The sequence below is a fragment of the Microbulbifer mixtoriginis (SeqCode) genome (assembly GCF_052466765.1).
The window spans coordinates 4,551,868-4,569,648 of sequence record NZ_CP174289.1; the positions used below are offsets into that span (position 1 = coordinate 4,551,868).

General features: G+C 50.8%; 12 protein-coding genes. 4 read left to right on the plus strand and 8 right to left on the minus strand.

The window, feature by feature from the left end; translation table 11 throughout:
• Nucleotides 1–57: 57 nt before the first annotated feature.
• Nucleotides 58–759, minus strand: coding sequence for an ABC transporter ATP-binding protein (locus ACJJIV_RS19885; RefSeq protein ID WP_444890110.1), 702 nt, complete (start codon nt 757–759; stop codon nt 58–60).
• Nucleotides 756–1,523, minus strand: a complete 768-nt coding sequence (locus ACJJIV_RS19890; RefSeq protein ID WP_444890111.1) for an ABC transporter permease — start codon at nt 1,521–1,523, stop codon at nt 756–758. Before ACJJIV_RS19890 ends, ACJJIV_RS19885 begins: the two co-directional genes overlap by 4 nt.
• A gap of 274 nt (nt 1,524–1,797) precedes the next feature.
• Here ACJJIV_RS19890 and ACJJIV_RS19895 point away from each other — a divergent pair, with 274 nt between their 5' ends.
• Both ACJJIV_RS19895 and ACJJIV_RS19900 read left to right on the plus strand, forming a co-directional pair.
• Entirely contained in the window at nt 1,798–2,892 is a 1,095-nt protein-coding gene (locus ACJJIV_RS19895; RefSeq protein ID WP_444890112.1) for a glycosyltransferase, read from the plus strand.
• Nucleotides 2,892–3,986, plus strand: a complete 1,095-nt coding sequence (locus ACJJIV_RS19900; protein ID WP_444890113.1) for a glycosyltransferase family 4 protein — start codon at nt 2,892–2,894, stop codon at nt 3,984–3,986. Before ACJJIV_RS19895 ends, ACJJIV_RS19900 begins: the two co-directional genes overlap by 1 nt.
• Nucleotides 3,987–4,079: 93 nt before the next feature.
• Here ACJJIV_RS19900 and ACJJIV_RS19905 read toward each other — a convergent pair whose 3' ends face one another.
• The 6 genes from ACJJIV_RS19905 to ACJJIV_RS19930 form a co-directional block, all read right to left on the minus strand.
• Nucleotides 4,080–5,783, minus strand: a complete 1,704-nt coding sequence (locus ACJJIV_RS19905; RefSeq protein WP_444890114.1) for a BatD family protein — start codon at nt 5,781–5,783, stop codon at nt 4,080–4,082.
• 64 nt (nt 5,784–5,847) lie between these two features.
• Nucleotides 5,848–7,725 carry a VWA domain-containing protein gene (locus ACJJIV_RS19910; protein ID WP_444886430.1) on the minus strand — a complete coding sequence of 626 codons (1,878 nt, stop codon included), beginning with the start codon at nt 7,723–7,725 and terminating at the stop codon, nt 5,848–5,850.
• Complete coding sequence (locus tag ACJJIV_RS19915; RefSeq protein ID WP_444886429.1) at nt 7,725–8,762, minus strand: vWA domain-containing protein; 1,038 nt, start codon at nt 8,760–8,762, stop codon at nt 7,725–7,727. The genes ACJJIV_RS19910 and ACJJIV_RS19915 overlap by 1 nt, the downstream gene beginning before the upstream one ends.
• The gene (locus ACJJIV_RS19920; protein ID WP_444886428.1) at nt 8,755–9,306 is read right to left on the minus strand and encodes a DUF4381 domain-containing protein; all 552 of its coding nucleotides are present in this window, start codon (nt 9,304–9,306) and stop codon (nt 8,755–8,757) included. Before ACJJIV_RS19920 ends, ACJJIV_RS19915 begins: the two co-directional genes overlap by 8 nt.
• Before the next feature lie 100 nt (nt 9,307–9,406).
• Nucleotides 9,407–10,378, minus strand: coding sequence for a DUF58 domain-containing protein (locus tag ACJJIV_RS19925; RefSeq protein WP_252081977.1), 972 nt, complete (start codon nt 10,376–10,378; stop codon nt 9,407–9,409).
• Nucleotides 10,378–11,349, minus strand: a complete 972-nt coding sequence (locus tag ACJJIV_RS19930) for an AAA family ATPase (RefSeq protein WP_444890115.1) — start codon at nt 11,347–11,349, stop codon at nt 10,378–10,380. The genes ACJJIV_RS19925 and ACJJIV_RS19930 overlap by 1 nt, the downstream gene beginning before the upstream one ends.
• A 315-nt stretch (nt 11,350–11,664) precedes the next feature.
• On the opposite strand from ACJJIV_RS19930, the gene ACJJIV_RS19935 reads away from it, so the two are divergent.
• Together ACJJIV_RS19935 and ACJJIV_RS19940 are read left to right on the plus strand one after the other, a co-directional pair.
• The gene (locus tag ACJJIV_RS19935; protein ID WP_444891735.1) at nt 11,665–16,581 is read left to right on the plus strand and encodes an NAD-glutamate dehydrogenase; all 4,917 of its coding nucleotides are present in this window, start codon (nt 11,665–11,667) and stop codon (nt 16,579–16,581) included.
• A 130-nt stretch (nt 16,582–16,711) separates the two neighbouring features.
• Nucleotides 16,712–17,749 (plus strand): quinone-dependent dihydroorotate dehydrogenase, encoded by a 1,038-nt coding sequence (locus ACJJIV_RS19940; RefSeq protein ID WP_444884592.1) that lies wholly within the window; start codon nt 16,712–16,714, stop codon nt 17,747–17,749.
• Nucleotides 17,750–17,781: the final 32 nt, after the last annotated feature.

The window sequence follows — 17,781 nt, forward strand, 5'->3', positions numbered from 1 at the left end:
CTTCTTCCTGTAGAAAAACTTAATAATAGATATTTCTTGAGAGGCTTCTTTTCCTTCCTACGCCATGCTGATTTTTTCAGAGCTATATGCCCTAATAACTTCATTGGCTGGACCATGCATGCGTAGAATCCCTTTATCTATCCAGAGTGTTCGGTCGCAAAACTCCTTTATTGTACTTGTGGAGTGGGATACAAGAACGGCTGTTTGATTGGAATTAATGCGGCGTTTTAGCTCTTTAGATGACACCTCTTTGAATGCTTTATCGCCTACGCCTAAAATTTCATCGAGGAGTAAAATGTCGGGTGTGGTATTCATGGCAATTGAGAAGCTAAGTCTAGCACGTTCGCCTGCCGAATAAGTACCAACCGGCTGCTCCAGAAGGTGCTCAATAGCTCCAAACTTTGCAATACTGGGGGCTAGTTTTTTTGCGTCTTTAATGGATTTTCCTTGTGTAACCAGTGCCATTATTGCATTTTCGTATCCAGAGAGGCTCTTGTTAAAGCCAAGAGATAATGATAGCAATTGACTAGTTGTATTGGGTGCTCGATAAATAGACCCCTCATCGGGTCTGATTATATCGCCAAGTAGTTTCAGAAGTGTTGATTTTCCGGCACCATTATGACCAATTACACCTAGGGTTTCTCCTTTGTAGAGGTCGAAGCTTATGTTTCTCAAAGTGAATTTTTTTGAGGAAAGCAAGCTTCTTTTTCTTCGGAATGCGACTCCGACATTTTCAAATGATAATGCTATTTCTTTCATGCTGGTAGCCTAGGGTAATATCTATCAAGCTTTAAGATTAAAGCTAGTCCGACTATTGCCGCGGACACCCCAAATAGGCAAGGGTATAAAAGTTTGCTTAACTCTAAACCTTCACCTGCAAGCAAAACTGTTCGATATGCATTGAAGATATTTACAAAAGGGTTAAAAGCTAAAATTGCCTGAGTCTCTTCGGGTCTAGTGCTAATATCAAAAAAAATCCCAGAAGTGAACATAATGGCCGTAATCCCAAGAGGAATTAGGTGCTTTAAATCTGGAATAAGTGGCGTAACAGCAGCTGTTAAATATCCAATGCCGAGATTTATTAGCAGTTGACAGATGATAATAGGAATCAGGTATCCCCACTCAAGTGAAGGTGAATGGCCTCCTATTATAAGAAAAAGAAGAATAACTGGAATTATGATAAAAAACCTAACTAGTAATGATAAGTTAGTGGCTGTTGGAAATATCCATTTAGGGAGATAGAACTGTCCAAGTATGCCCATGTTGGAAGTGATGGAGGAGCTGCACGTATTAATTGCGCTAGAAGTCCACTTGAATGGCATAAGTGCGCATATTAGAAAGTAAAAAAAATCTGTCCCGCGCCCTTCTCCTTTAAGTCCACCAGAGAATGCTATATAAAATAGGCAGGATAATAATAGGGGTTCCAAAACCCACCATAATGTACCCAAGTAAGAATCCTCTGCATCAGCTTTTAAAGCACCTATTCCGCGCACCCAAATTATACTGAAGTAATTCCGCAGCATTGTTGTTTGTCACTTTCCATTTTGTTACTTTGGAGGGTAGTCATGGGGGATCAGCTAGGTGTCGTTAGCTATCTATAGAGTTAGCCTTACTTCCACTCTAAGAGACCGATAAGCTACAAGAGCATCACGACTACTTGCTCAGAATGATATAATATACAGGATTTCACTAGCTGAAAGTACCCCGGGTTATGTAAATTGGTGGTTCGTCTGGTTTTCTGGGGGCTAGAGATAAGCCCTATAAGTGTGAGGTGTATAGTTGAACCAAGGATTCAGAGTGGCTCATTGTTATCGAACATTCTTTCCTGAAAGTCATGGGGGGATAGAACAGGCAGTTCTTGAAATTGCTCGGGAGTTGGACTCCCCAGTGTTGACCCTGTCCAAGTCATGTTTGGAGAGTGAATATGAGGGCGTTCGCCATACTGCCGCTCGGCGCTGGTTCTCAATAGCTTCATGTTGTATTGGCCCTGGTTTATTCAAATTGATTTATCGGCATTCAGCAAATTTATTACACTTCCACTTCCCCTGGCCGTTTGGCGACGTAACCTATTTGCTGGCTGGGCGTTCACGCCCTCTGATTATTACTTATCACTCAGATATAGTTCGTCAACGCTTTCTTGGGGCAATTTACCGGCCCTTAATGAGATATTTTCTCAGTCGAGCTGACCGCATTGTGGCAACTTCCCAGGCCTATGCGGATACAAGTGGGGTACTTTCGGGATATCGAAATAAGGTCGAAGTGATCCCTCTTGGCATATCTGAAGATAGCTATCCTTGTCCAGACAGTCAGCGTGTCGAGTCAGTTGAATCGAGGTTTGGTCATGACTTTATGTTATTCGTTGGGGTTCTTCGTTACTACAAAGGACTGGACTTCCTAATTCAGGCTGCGGCTGGACAGTCATACAAAGTGGTGATTGCCGGTAAGGGCCCAGAAATAGAGCGACTCAAGGCTTTGGCCAGCAGTTTGGGAGCTGACAATGTAATCTTTGCTGGTTTTGTTAATGAAGAGGAAAAAATGGCCTTGATGTCCCTCTGTCGTGCAGTAGTCTTCCCCTCTCATCTGCGCTCGGAGGCTTTCGGAGTAACCCTGATCGAAGGTTTGATGAACAGCAAGCCTCTCGTCTCCTGCGAAATTGGCACCGGAACCAGTTTTGTTAACCGGGATGGGGAAACCGGGTATGTGGTGGAGCCCGCTAACCATCTCGCACTGCGCAAAGCTATGGGTGACTTGTGGGCCGACCCAGTGAAAGCAGAGGAAATGGGTCGTGCCGGCCGTTGTCGATACGAGAGGTTGTTTACTGCTGACAAAATGGCAGAAGCCTATCACCAACTCTATCGGGAAGTTCTCTTGGAAAGGGGAGTGGTGGATTAATGGCCAAAATAGCAGTGGATGCTCGGCCACTTTCAATTCCCACTACAGGCATTGGGCGTTATACCCGTGCACTTTTGGAGCGAATGTTAAGAAGTGAGCATCATTGGTACTTATATAGCCATCAACCTCTTCTGGTTGATTTTCAATCCCTACCAAATGTAACTATCCGGTCAGGAAATGTTCAAAGGGGGAGCCTCAGTACTTTCTTTGCTCAGACAGTTTTTCCATTTTGGGCTTGGAGGGATGAAGTAGATCTGTTTTGGTCCCCCCGTCACCACCTACCGCTTTGCCTGGGGGCATCGGTATCTAAGGTGCTCACAATCCACGATTTGGTATGGCAGCGCTTTCCTAAGACTATGTCGCGCTTGGGTCTGCAGCTTGAGAGATTACTGATGCCTCCCGCTGTCAAGTCGGCTGATTCAGTTATTGCCGTTTCTGAATCTACAGCAAGTGAGTTGAAGCAGTCATTTTCCGCTTGTGCTGATAAGGTTTTGACTATTTATGAGGCTCCTTTTCTCGAGGTTTCTGAAGCTCCGGGTCCTCTTGGTGGGTATTTTCTATTTGTGGGTACGATTGAACCCCGCAAAAACCTCAGGAGGTTACTAGAAGCTTATGCCTCATATCGTACGATAGTGGCAGAGCCGCTGCCGTTGAAAATTTGTGGTGGTAGGGGATGGGGAATGCCTGAGCTGCAAGAGAGAGTGCGGGCGTTGGACCTAGAGGGAAGCGTTGAGATTCTCGGTTATATGGCCGACGATCAACTGCCAAAGCTCTACCGGGAGGCTAGAGCACTACTAATTCCATCGTTATATGAAGGATTTGGCTTGCCAATAGTCGAGGCTTATAGTCAGGGAACCCCTGTTTTGACGGCTAACCGAGGTGCTATGGCTGAAGTTGCTGGGAATGCAGCATTAACAGTCAATCCAGATTCCTCCGCAGAAATTACACAGGCACTCGCAGTAATGACTGAAGATCATCTGAAAGTAATTGAGTTGCAATCCTGTGCACTGAAAAGGGCGAGTGAGTTTTCTTGGGATAAGGCAGCCGCTGAGACTCTCTCAGTGATGGAATCTACTTTGAATCGGGCCCAGTAATAGCGCTGATCAAAGATATGCCTGGGTTGGGGCTTGGCCGGCTAAATCGATAACAGGATTAGGTAGCTGTCAGGTCAAGCCCACTACTAAAGTTCAGGTGAAGAGTTTCGGTAACTCTTCAACCTCCGATGCCTTGTCCATACCACCCTCTCGACTCATCAACCTATCAACCAGAACTTTTATCTTCACTATATTTAGTGGTTTAACAGGTTCTTGATAGATGGCTGCGCTGAGCAGCGATTGGATCTCATGAAGCTCCTCAAAGCCTAACTGGTGCGAAACCTCACTTAAATTATTACCCTCAACTTGTGGCCAGCGTTGCTGAAGCCAGTCGAGTAGGGCCTGTTGAATGTGTCTAGGGTCTTCACTTTCAAGAGCCTTCTTTAGCTTGGCTTCGTGGTGCATTTTTCTTGCTGGCTTGGCGCTCGTTGTGGACTGTTCCAGGCGTTGGGGGCGATATCGATAGAGATAAAAAATCCACAGTAGGTGGGAGGCAAGTGCGGCTATGGCCAGGTTGCGCCAGAAATGATCTTGCTCCTCCAAAGTGGTGGTTCCAGGTACCAATGTGGGGAGATTTCCCGGCTCTTGAGTTTGGGGTGTGGCTGCAGCAGTACCGCTGACTTCAAAGCGGAAGGCGGGGAGCTGGGTGGCGCGCTGTTTTTGGCTCTTGGTATCCCACCAAGTGAGTGTGACGGCGGGTAGCTGATAATTACCGGGCTGGGTGGCGACGATTGCGGTAGTTTCTATGCGGCTACCTGTTACCCCATTTGGGCCTATCTGATCTTCTTGTTGTGGTTGATCTGGGTAGGTTTTAAGGCCTTCAATTTCCAACTTGGGGAGAGGTGGTAGTTGGGCTGCACGCAGACCCTCTGCCCGTATGGTGAGAATACGGGTTATGGGCTCGCCGACAGTGAAGGTATCTGGGTTTTGGCTCCAACTTTGTACGATTCCGAGACTTGCAGCGGGCAGCCAGTGGGCACCGCTGTAGCTGTCAGGCTTGGGAAGGACCTCAATAGTTTTTGCCTGGGAGCGCAATCGTAATCTCTGGCTGTTGCGATTGAACAGTGAGAAAGGATCTCGGCGACCGGCAACCGCAACATAAGTCATTGCCGGGATAGAGAGCTGGCCAGAGCTATCGGGAAAAACGGCATAAGTGAGTTCATATACCGCATGGCTGACACCTCCGAGCTTGCGCTCATAGCGCTGTTCGTCGACTTTTTCTACATGGGCGCCGGCTACTTGTAAAGGTTCGGTGGCGATATCGTGCAGACCGATTGTTGTGTATAGGCGCACCTTAACAAGTAGCTGTTCTTGTACGTAGACTTTATCTTTATCTAATTCGATCTCCAGAAAGGCTTTGCGATCGGCACCGTCGGGTGCACTACCGGCTTCGCTGACTTTTATGGGGATTGCATCAGAAACTTGTCCTTTATAGTGCAGAGAGGGAATAAACAGCTCTCCTTCCCGCTTTGGTGCCAGTGTGAGCGTCCATTCGACGAAGCTTTCCGCACGACCATTAATTACCCGATATTGGTTGGACTGCTGACGGGATAGAATATCGAAATCCTGCTCAAGTAATTCGAAATCGGGTTGGCCGCCATTCTCATCACCAGAGTAGCGCACGCGCAGATTCAGGGTCTCATCAATACCAATTTTATTGCGGTCCACGCTGGCATTGAGGTCGCTGCCCCAACTGCTTGCGGGCAGGCAAAAGAGAGCAAGAAAAAATAGCAGGCAATGAAGTCCTGTAAGGTTTAGTGGCCGAGTAATTTTATGTTTTCTAAAAAAGCTATCCATAAGCCTTCCTGGGATTTGGTCACATCTAAAACCGAAAATATTGTTGTGCATTGTGGGCATCTTTCTACCACCTCTGGGTAGCGCCGTTTTCAGGAGGCTCCCACTCGCCACTGCGATAGGCACGGCGTCTTTGCAGACTTTCGTATTTAAATTTTTCTCGCATTAAGCCGGCGGGGTCATCGGGAATTTGGCGCAGCCATTGGTCAAGAGCCTGCTGGGTTTCTGGGTCTAATTGGCGCTCTTCGGCGCCGGCGGGTTGGGGCTTTCCTTGCTGTTCTTTTTGCTCTTCTTCGCCCTGTTGGCCTTGCTGAGACTGCTGCTCCTGTTCATTTTTCTGTTGCTCAGCATTTTCAGGTTGCTGTTGGTCTGATTGCTCCTGCTCTTGACCGGATTGCTGCTCGGAGGGCTGAGGTTCGCCAGAGGAGGGCTGCTGTTGGCTCTCCTGTTGTTGATTCTGTTGATTTTGCTGTTGGTTGCCGGCCTGCTGCTCCTGTTGTTGGTCCTGCTTATCTTGTTGTTCTTGTTGATCACCGGATTGCTGTTGGTTTTGTTGTTGTTGACGCTCTTGAAGCTCCTTGAGTTTCTCGGCAATTTCCCGATTGTGTTGCGCATCGGAGAATTGCGGGGCTTGGGCCAGAGCCTGGTCATAGGCTTCAATGGCGCGCTCATAGTCGCCCTGTTGCACTAGGCTATTGCCCAGGTTGTATAGGCCTTGCGCATCATTTAATTGGGCAAAGTCTTGCTGAGCAGCGGCATAATCACCGGCGCGATAATTTGCCGTGCCCCGCCATTCCGGGTTGCGGAAAGTTTCGGCGGCTTCGGCAGACTCCCCTTTGTTGAGTAATTCCTGTCCCTGCTGATCTTTGCGTTGCCAGAGGTCTTTCCATTCAAAAGCCTGACCTTCACTCGGTAGGCCCAAGTAAAGGGCGAGGGGCAGGGTGCAGGCGAGAGTGCCACGGCGAAACAGTAGGGCAGCAAAGGGCAGGAGGAGTAAAATCAACAAGGGGCCTTCATCGCGCCATTGGTCGAATTCTCGCTCGGTCAATTCGGCCTGCTCGGGGGTTTCGCTTTGCGGCAACAGGTGTTCTATGTCGGCGTCGTTGACGGTGATCTTGGCGTAACGGCCGCCGCTGCCTCTAGCGAGTTTGCGCAGCTCCCGTGGGTCAAAATTGGCAATCACAATTGCGCCATTACCATCTGTGACGAAGCCGCCGCTATTGCCGCGGGGGATTGGGCTGCCCTCGCCACTGCCGACAGCGAGGATATTGAGTTCAACTCCAGCTTCGGCCAGGGATTTTGCGACGATATCCGCTGCCGCAGGCTCAATGCCGTCTGTAACTGCGAGCAGTTGCCCGCGTCCCGCAGAGCCATCCCTGAGTAGGCGAATGCCGGTCGATACGGCCATCTCAATATTGCTTCCCGGTACTGGCATAATGGCCGGCGATAATGCGGGGACCAGGTTGGCGATGGTGGCGGTATCTTCTGTCAGTGGTGTGACCACATGGGCTTCGCCGGCATAGGCTACCAGGGCGGTCAGGCCATCTTTGCGCTCACGAAGAATGTCCAGAATTTTCAATCTTGCACGGGTGAGGCGGTTGGGGGCGAGATCTGTCGCCATCATAGAGGGAGACAGATCCAATAAAATCACCAGGGCATCTTGATTACTGTAAACCGGTGTCGGCAATTTTCTCCAGGTGGGCCCCGACATAGCGATAATCATGGCGGCGAGTAATGCAAAGATTAGCCCGAATAACCAGGGGCGCTTGGCACCGCCGCGCATTAAAAGGTGCGGTAAAAGATCTGCATCAATCACCTTTTGTAGCTGGGCATTGTTTAGAACGATTTTGCCCAAGCCCCAGCAAATGAGTGCTGCGGGGATTAATAGCCATAGCCAGTAGGGGCGGAGAAAATGAAACGATTGGAGTAGCTCAGGGGTGCTCACTATGCCTGGCCTCCGTTGTTAGTGGTTTGTTTATTGTCGTTGCCGGAATATCTGAAATTAGTGGTGAGAGGAGCCACTGCCCAAATAGAAGACAGGAGTAGGGCTACTCCAAGCGGCCATACAAATAGGGACTTCAGTGGGCGGTAGCTTTCTGCTTCCTGCTCCACAGGTTCCAGTTCATCCAATTCCGAATAGATTTCTGCCAGTTCCTGGGGGTTATGAGCGCGGAAATAGCGCCCCCCCGTTGTATCGGCAATCGCCTGCAGGGTTTTGCTGTCGAGATCCCTGGAGGGGTTAATTCTGCGGCTGCCATAGCGGCTGCCCAATAAGCCCGGTTGAACCATTTCTTCGGCACCCACACCGATGGTGTAAACCGTAATGCCCGCTTGCTGTGCAAGTTCGGCGGCTTTCAGTGGGGAGACTTCACCGGCAGTGTTGGCGCCGTCGGTGAGTAGGATTAGCACGCGCTGTTCGGCTGGGCGCTGGGTTAGGCGCTTAACAGAGAGGCCTATAGCATCCCCTATAGCGGTACCCTGGCCGGCGAATCCGATTTGCGCCTCGCGCAATAGGGTCCCTACAGTTTCCCGATCGTAGGTTAGTGGTGCTTGAAGGTAGGCGCGGGTGCCGAATAGCACTAGGCCCAGTCGGTCGCCTTGGCGTCGCTCGACAAAGTCTCCCACTACCTGTTTGACCGCATTAATACGCATTGCTGGGCGCCCGCCAAGGAGCATATCGGGAGTCTCCATACTGCCGGATATGTCTACGGCAACCAATAGATCCCTTGCGCTGCTGGCTTGGGAAATCGGCTCCCCATACCAGCGAGGCCGCGCGGCAGCGCTGATCAGCAGTAACCAAATCAGTGTGAGTAATAATAAATTGAGATAGTTGCTTTGCTCCCCACCACTGCGTTGGGAAAGTTCAGAGTAAAAGGGTACTTTTAAGGCACTGCTCAATGGCTTTGAGCGGGGCATTAGCCACCGCGCGAGTAGTGGCAGTGGGGTGAGCAGGAAAACCCAGGGCCAGGCAAACTCAAACACCGGCATGTTCCTCACTAACTTGTTTTTCAGGTTCCTGCATCGACAGTTGATGCTGCAGGACCCACTGAATAGCGTATTGTTGAAAAGCCTGGCTGCTTTCTGGCTTGGAAGTGCCGCGATAAAGTTGCTCGAGCAATGCTGTCCGTGCCTCATCAGGACACTTCAGAGAAGCGCTCTGTTCTAAAAAACTTAACCATGCACTACCGGTGAGGTTGCCACAGCGGGTTCTGCCATAAGTGGTCACAGCAACACGCTTAAGAATTTCGTTGATCTCCCCGGTGGCCTCAGGTCGGCTTATATCTACCGTATTCAATAAATTAACCGCTTTAACCTTGTAGCGGTTGCGCTCAGTTTGTTTGCGCCGATATCTGATCCATAGGGCAATTCCCAACAGAGATAACATGATTAATAGGGCTAGGAGCCACCAGCCGGGAGCAGGTGGCCACCAGCTTACTGGTGCTGGTTCCTGGATATCGTATAGTTGTGCCAGTAATTCCTGGGCCTCAGGCGAGGGGGGCTGTAGTTGTTGCTGCTTTCTCAGCATAGTTGCCCCTCCGTTGGAATGACTTTGTTGGTAGCGCTAATCGCTCCAATTACATAAAGCCTGCTTGGCGAAAATATAGAGTGCTGTCTATCGCTCACGGCTACTGCCTTTTATTTTTATGCCAACCGTTTTGCTGGCGTGAACCGTAAAAAGACATTAATTCCCCAACAATGGGTTTTGTATTGTCAAAATCCAAAAGCGGAAGTCGGTGCCTCCGGCATAATTGTTCAACATCGGCGCGGGCCTGGGCCTGCTTCTCTGCAAAATGCTCACGCAGGGGGCGGTTGCCTGCGTACAAAAATGTGCGCTGGCGGCCATCAGAAATTGTCAGGGACTGATCGGGTAAATGCTGTTCCAGCGGATCGGTGATTCGCAGTACCTGTAAATCCGCATGTCTCGACAGCAAATATAATGATTGTGAGCAATCCTGATTGAGGTCATGGCAATCACTTATAAGAAAAAGTGCACTGCCGGGGCGAGCGATACGGCGGGCTTCCTCCAGCAGAGTCTGCATGGATTGGCTGCCATTCTCGGCGATAGGGCTCTGTAATTTAGATGCTCTGTCCACCGCGCTGTGAATCATCGCTAATACGGCATGGTGGCTGCGTTTCGGGCGCACTGTATCGATGTCGTTATCCGAGAAGAGCAGGGCACCAATGCGATCGCTATGTTGCAGTCCAGCCCAGCCCAGCGCTGCGGCAATACCGCTCGCTGCTACAGATTTGAAGGCGCGATGGCTGCCAAAAAACATCGGTGAGCGCAAATCGAGCAGGATAACAATGGGTCTCTCCCGCTCCTCTTGATACAACTTGGTGTGGGTAGTGCCGGTGCGGGCGGTAACACGCCAATCAATTGAGCGCACATCATCGCCGGCCTGGTAATCTCGTACCTCTTCGAAATTCATACCTCGCCCACGGTAGCGGGTAAGAAGGCCACCAGCCTGGTCGCTACGTACCAGGCGCGGTTTAAAGAGTTGTAGCTGGCGTGCGACATAGCGCATTTGTACGAGTGAGTTGACTTCCGGATAGGCGCCGCGCAGGTCCAAATCTGATGGAGGTGTTGCTGTGTGCATCAGATAGCCGGCACCTGTTGCAGCAGGCGCTGAATAACCTGGTCGGTAGTGATACCTGCGGCTTCGGCTTCAAAGCTGAGTAGCAAGCGATGGCGTAAAATATCCGGGGCTACATCCATTACATCATCGGGCGTTACAAAATCGCGGCCATCTAACCATGCGCGTGCACGGGCGCAGCGGTCGAGTGCAATTGTTGCCCTTGGGCTTGCACCAAAATCTAGCCATGATGCCAGCTCGCTGTCATACTTCGCCGGCTCGCGCGTAGCAATGACAAGTTGGACAGTATAGGTTTCCACGGCTTCGACCATCTGCATTTCCAGAATCTGGTTGCGAGCCTGAAAAATGGTCTCCTGACTAATGATTTCGGTAGGGCGATTTTCGCCAAGGGTGGCCTCGGATCTGGCCAGGCGCAGGATTTTTGCTTCCGCCTCGGCATCGGGATAGGCAAGATTCACTTGCATGAGGAACCTATCCAGTTGAGCCTCGGGCAGAGGATAAGTCCCCTCTTGCTCAATGGGGTTTTGAGTGGCCATCACTAAAAATAATTGCGGCAGCGGATAGGTTTTTCGACCCACACTAATTTGTCGCTCAGCCATAGCCTCAAGCAGTGCCGACTGTACTTTGGCCGGCGCGCGGTTTATCTCATCCGCCAGGATCAAGTTGTGAAATACTGGTCCCGGTTGAAAATGGAACTCTCCGGTTTCCGGCCGGTAAATGTCGGTACCGGTAATATCGGCCGGCAGTAAGTCTGGCGTGAATTGAACTCGATGGAAGTCACCCTCAATAGCTTCGCCCAGTGTTTTAATCGCCTTGGTTTTGGCCAGGCCTGGCGCCCCCTCGACAAGCAGGTGTCCATCGGCAAGCAGAGCAATAAGAATGCGATTAACCAGCGTTTTCTGGCCTATGATCTGCTCTTTAAGCCAGTCGCCCAGTGCGATGATGTGATCTCTGTTATTCCGGTTTGCTTCCATAGCGTCTCTTCTTCTACAAATGTACCCGCCCTATTCATTCGGGTGGCTATCTACCATCTTTTATATATAGTCGCCGCCAAAGCGGTGGGGCCTGTTGATTTTAACGGCACCAGAGGAAGAGGCAACCACCGCGCCCGAGCCCACTTTTTAGGCGACATTTTTTCGGTGGCACCAGTGCCACTTACAAGGTTACGTGAAAGTTTAATTTTTAGGACTCGTCCCTGCAGCACTTCAGGGATGAGATGACGATCTTTTCGGATCTACAGTCATTGGATTCGATGTGACAAAAATGAGATTGGGAGGTTCCCCGTGAATATGGCGACGGTGATTACCGAAAGCCGTGAAGAATTGGTAGCACAGATTTGTGAGCTGATTCGCGACAAGTTGGCATCTGATGCAGAACCAGTAGTGGCTTTTGCGCAGCAGTTCCTGCACCAGTACCCGCTGGAAGACCTGCAGGGCCGACGCCTGGTAGATATCTACGGTTGTATCTACACCTGGTGGAACTTTATCCAACAACGCTCTGACGGCCTGCCGAAGGTGCGCATCTTCAATCCACGCCTGGAAGACGATGGCTGGGAATGCTCGCACACTGTTATTGGGCTATTGGTGCGAGATATGCCTTTCCTGGTGGACTCGGTGCGTATGGAGGTCAACCAGAGAAACACGGTTATTCATTCCATTAAGAGTACGGTGTTAAAACTAGAGCGCAGTGCCAGTGGTAAATTAAAACATCTACTGCCTCCGCGGGATGAAATTCCAAATCTATCTTTCGACCATGTTACGGCCAAGGATCATAAGCCCGCCAAGGGATCGAAGCTGGTCAGTGAGGCCCTCATTTATATTGAGGTCAACCATGACACTTCCGCCAAGTTTGCCTCGGAACTCAGTGCGGCGCTAAAAGATGTTCTAGGTGATGTAGAGCTGGTAGTGGATGATTATGCGCCGATGCTCGAGACCTGTGGGGGTATGGAAGGGCAGCTGAAAGCCGGGGTTTCGGAGGACGACACCAATCTTCTCGAGGCCTGTGCGTTTCTGCAGTGGATGCGCGATGGCAACTTTACCTTCCTTGGCTACCGGGAATACGAGTTCAGTCAGGTTGATGACAAGAAAATTCTCAGTGAGGTGGAAGATCGCCGCCTGGGTATTTTCAAAAAACTGGAAGAGTCTGCTGCACCAATGCTTGAAGCCGCCTTTAGCGAGGGTAAGCAGCGCTTTTACCAGGGCCCGAACTATCTGACTTTTGCCAAATCCTCAGTGAAATCCCGTGTGCATCGCAGCGCCTACTCAGATTATGTGATGATCAAACGTTACAACGCCGAGGGTGAGGTAATTGGAGAGTCGGCATTTATGGGGCTATACACTTCCCCTGTGTATACGGAAAGCCCAGCCAAAATTCCGATTATCCGACGTAAGATGGCCTCCATTATTGAGTCCAGTGGCCTTTCCGGTTATGGCCACGATGGCAAGGCGTTGCGCCGTATTTTGGATACCTTCCCCCGCGATGAATTGTTCCAAAGTAGTAGTCAGGACCTGTTTAAAGTGGTGATGGGAGTGCTCAGTTTGAATGAGCGCGCTCATGTTCGCCTGTTTATGCGCAGAGACCTTTTTGGAAAATTTGTTACGGCCACCGTGTATGTGCCGAGAGATCAATTCAACAGTAACGTACGTGAGTTGATCTGCTCCCATATTTCCAAGGCAATTAAAGCCAAAGAATCGGACTTTACGACTTATTTTTCTGAATCCATTCTCGCGCGTGTGCATTTTGTATTCCGCATCTCGCCCGATGAACCTGTCGATATAGATGTAGCGCTGTTGGAGGCGCAGATTGTGGATATTACCCGTTCCTGGGAAGACGTTTTTCAAAGATCCTTAGTTGAAAGCAGTGGAGAGGAAGAGGGTAATCGACTTTTCCGTATCTTTGGTCGTGCCTTTCCCGCTGGTTACCGTGAGGATTTTGAGCCGCGTATCGCTGTACAGGATGTGGCAGCAATCCAGAATCTCAACGAAAACAACCGGGTGGCCATGAGTTTCTACCAGCCGGTAGGTGCGGCCCAGGGCAGTTTGCGCTTTAAGGTATTTAACTGGGGTAGCGGCTTAACCCTCTCCGATGTGATCCCAGTATTGGAAAATCTCGGTCTTAGGGTTATGGGGGAGTTCCCATATACCATTCGCCCTTGTGGCAGTAGTGATGTATGGATGCATGAGTTCCATCTGGAGTTTGGCCTTCCAACAAAAGTTGATGCCCAAGCATCGCGCGGGCTGTTCCAGGATGCATTCGCTGCTATTTGGAATCACACTGCGGAAAGTGATGCTTTTAACCGTCTGGTGCTGGCGGCTCGCCTGAATTGGCGAGAGGTTTCTATGTTGCGTGCCTACGCCCGTTATTTGAAACAAACAAAATCTAGCGCTAGCCAGAGCTTTATTGCTGCGACTTTGGCCAATCAAGTTGAAATTACCCGCAATCTGGTGGCTTTGTTCCGCGCATTGTTTGACCCGCGTCTTAGCAGTGGCAAGCAGGAGCAAACACGAGTTGATCGATTAATCGCTAAGATCCATGACGGTTTGGATGCTGTTGAAAATCTCAACGAAGACTTGGTGCTGCGTCGATATCTCGAATTGATCCTGGCTACTTTGCGGACCAACTTCTTCCAGGCGGGTGCTGACGGCCAGCCTAAAGACTACATCTCTATTAAATTCAGCCCGCGGGATATTCCCGGTATTCCCGAACCTCGCCCGGAATTTGAAATCTTCGTTTACTCCCCCAGAGTGGAAGGTGTTCACCTGCGCGGTAGTAAGGTAGCCCGTGGCGGCTTGCGTTGGTCCGATCGTTTAGAAGATTTCCGCACCGAGGTGTTGGGGCTGGTAAAGGCCCAGGCTGTAAAAAATGCCGTGATTGTCCCCAGTGGAGCCAAGGGCGGTTTCGTTGTGCGGCGTCCTCCGGCGGATGGCAGTCGCGAAGCCATGCTGGAAGAGGGCATTTCCTGTTACAAAACCTTTATTCGCGGTTTACTAGATATCACCGACAACCTGAAAAATGGTGAGATAGTAGCGCCTAAGCAAGTGGTGCGCAGGGATGAGGATGACCCCTATCTGGTAGTGGCTGCAGATAAAGGAACCGCGACTTTTTCCGATATCGCCAATGGTATTGCTGAGGACTACGGTTTTTGGCTGGGGGATGCCTTTGCCTCAGGTGGTAGTCAGGGTTACGACCACAAGAAGATGGGAATCACCGCGCGCGGTGCCTGGGTATCTGTACAGAGGCACTTCCGCGAGATGGGGGTGGATGTTCAGAAAGAGGACTTCTCTGTCATCGGTATTGGCGACATGGGTGGGGATGTCTTTGGCAACGGTATGTTGCTATCTGAGCATATTCAGTTGAAGGCCGCCTTCAACCACATGCATATTTTTATCGACCCAAGCCCTGATGCAGCGGCTAGCTTTGAAGAACGCAAGCGCCTGTTTGAGCTGCCTCGCTCCAGCTGGAGGGATTACGATCGCACTCTCATTTCCAAAGGGGGCGGTGTTTTTGAGCGCCGGGTGAAGGCCATTAGCATCACACCTGAGATGAAAGAAGCCTTCGATATCAAAGAAGACCGACTCACGCCAAACGAATTAATCAGCGCACTGCTGCGTGCGCCGGTTGATTTAATCTGGAATGGTGGCATTGGTACTTATGTAAAAGCCGGGACTGAATCCGACAGTGAGGTGGGTGACAAATCCAACGACCACCTGCGGGTTAATGGTGCTGAGTTGCGTGCCAAAGTTTTTGGTGAGGGTGGCAACCTTGGTATGACCCAACAAGGACGTATCGAATTTGCCCTCAATGGCGGCCGCTGTAACACCGACTTTATCGATAACGCGGCAGGAGTGGACTGTTCCGACCATGAGGTGAATATCAAGATTCTCCTCGATAAAGTGGTTGCCAACGGTGACTTGACCGAGAAGCAGCGCAATGAGCTGCTGCATGGTATGACAGACTCCGTGAGTGATCTGGTGTTGCACAATAACTATGATCAAACTCGCGCATTGAGTGTGGCGGAATACCAGGTTTCCAAACGCCTTGACGAATACCGCCGCACTATTAATACCCTGGAAGATGACGGTCGACTGAATCGGGCTCTGGAGTTTATCCCCGATAACGAGCAGATTTCCGATCGGGTACATAAGGGGCAGACCCTGACCCGGCCGGAACTTTCCGTTTTGATTTCTTATGTGAAGGTGAAGTTAAAAGAGGAGCTTCAAGAGGCGGAAATCACGGATAACCCACGAGTGCGTGAAGCCGCGGAATCCGCTTTTCCTTCGGCATTGGTGGAGCGTTATAAGGGCCAGGTTTACGAGCACCCCCTACTGCGCCAGATCGTTTCCACCCAGGTGGCCAACGAAATGGTGAACAGCATGGGAATCACCTTCTACAACCGCATCAGCACGGCAACAGGCGCAGATGTCAATGATGTCGCGGCGGCTTATATCAGTGCCCGCGATGTTTATAAGATGGTGGAATTCCAGCAGCAACTGGCTGAATTGGACTACAAAGTACCGGCCGAGCTTCAGACCGAGTTGCTCAACTCCATGATCGGTCGGGTCCGTCGTGCCACCCGCTGGTTCCTGCGCAATCGTCGCAGTGATCTGGAGCCGGGACAAAACTGCGCACTGTTCCAGTCTCAGGTGCAGAGGGTGATCAAGGCCCTGCCGAAAGTCCTGAGTGGTGGTCCGCTGGGTGAGTGGGAACAGCGCTACCAAAAATTATTGGAGGCGGGGCTGCCAGAGGAGATTGCCCTGCTATCAGCATCCCCGACCTACCTTTATTCGGCACTGGGCATTTCCGAATCTGCTTATGCCAGTGACCGCCCTGTAGAAGAGGTGGCCAAAGTCTATTTCAGCCTCTCTGACGAGTTGAATCTACACTGGTTTGGCAATTTGATTGTCGATCTACCGGTGGACAGCTTCTGGCAAGCCCAGGCACGCGAAACGAGTATGGATGACTTAGACAGCCAGCTCGCCACCCTGGCAGTGAATATCCTGCGCCTTGCCACTGTGGAGAAATTGGACGTAGATAGTGCAATGTTGCGCTGGGGCGCTATTATGGCGCCGGCTATTCAGCGTTGGCACAACATGATTGCCGAGCTGAAGGCAGCTGCCGTCGGTGATTTTGCGATGTTTACAGTAGCGCTGCGCGAGTTGATGTACCTTGCCCACGCAACTGCAGACCGCGAAACCCTGGCTGAGTAGGCCGAAGTGAGTTCGGGAAATAGCGCTAGGGAGTTAGTTCTCCTTGGCGCTATTTCACGGGTGGCAATGAAATTCTATCCCCGTTCGTTGACTCCTGGCGGACGGGTTCAGTCCCCACGTAAGGAAAGGTATGTATTCAACTCTGCGTAAAGCTCTGTTTGCGCTCGATCCCGAGCGGGCCCACCACCTCTCTCTGGATGCAATTGGTGCCGTTGAGCGCCTTGGCCTGATGTCTTTTTTCAAACAGGCAGTCGCTCACGACCCGGTAGAGCTGATGGGGTTGACCCTACCAAACCCTGTTGGTCTGGCTGCAGGATTGGATAAGAATGCCCAGGCTTTTAACGGTTTGGGTGCTTTGGGTTTCGGTTTTGTTGAAGTTGGCACCGTGACTCCGCGCCCACAGCCGGGCAACCCGTTGCCACGACTGTTCCGTGTGGAAGAGGCGGGTGCCATTATCAACCGTATGGGGTTTAACAACCTGGGAGTTGACTACTTAATCGACAGAGTGAAGCACCGCCGTTACAGAGGTGTTTTGGGAATCAATGTTGGTAAAAACTTCGACACTCCGGTAGAAAAGGCGGCGGATGATTACCGGCTCTGTATGGAAAAGGTGTATCCCTATGCGGATTACATCACCGCCAATGTTTCTTCGCCGAACACCAAGGGGCTGCGGGACCTGCAGTTTGGTGAGAGCCTCAACAGGCTGCTGGGAAGTATCAAGGAGAAGCAGGCGGAACTGGCCCAAAAGAGCGATCGCTACGTGCCCGTTGCGGTAAAAATCGCGCCAGACATCGAAGGGGATGCCATAGAGCAGATCGCTGAGGCTCTGTGCGAATACGGTATTGATGGCGTCATTGCCACTAATACCACCATTGATAAGTCATCTGTGGCTAATCTGCCCCATGGTAACGAGCAGGGTGGGCTGAGTGGTATGCCTCTACAGCACCGCTCCACTGAGGTTATTGCGCAGCTGTCGAAGGCTCTGGACAAGCAGATCCCTATTATTGGTGTTGGCGGAATCTTCGACGGTGACAGTGCAGCAGAAAAAATTCGCGCAGGGGCAACTGCCGTACAGGTTTATACCGGGTTTATATACCGGGGACCGCAGCTTGTTCGCGAAGCGGTGGAGTCTATAGCTATGGAGCGTCGTCGCTCAGCTGGTGAATAGCGCCAGTATTGCCTGGTCCTATAAAACTAGAT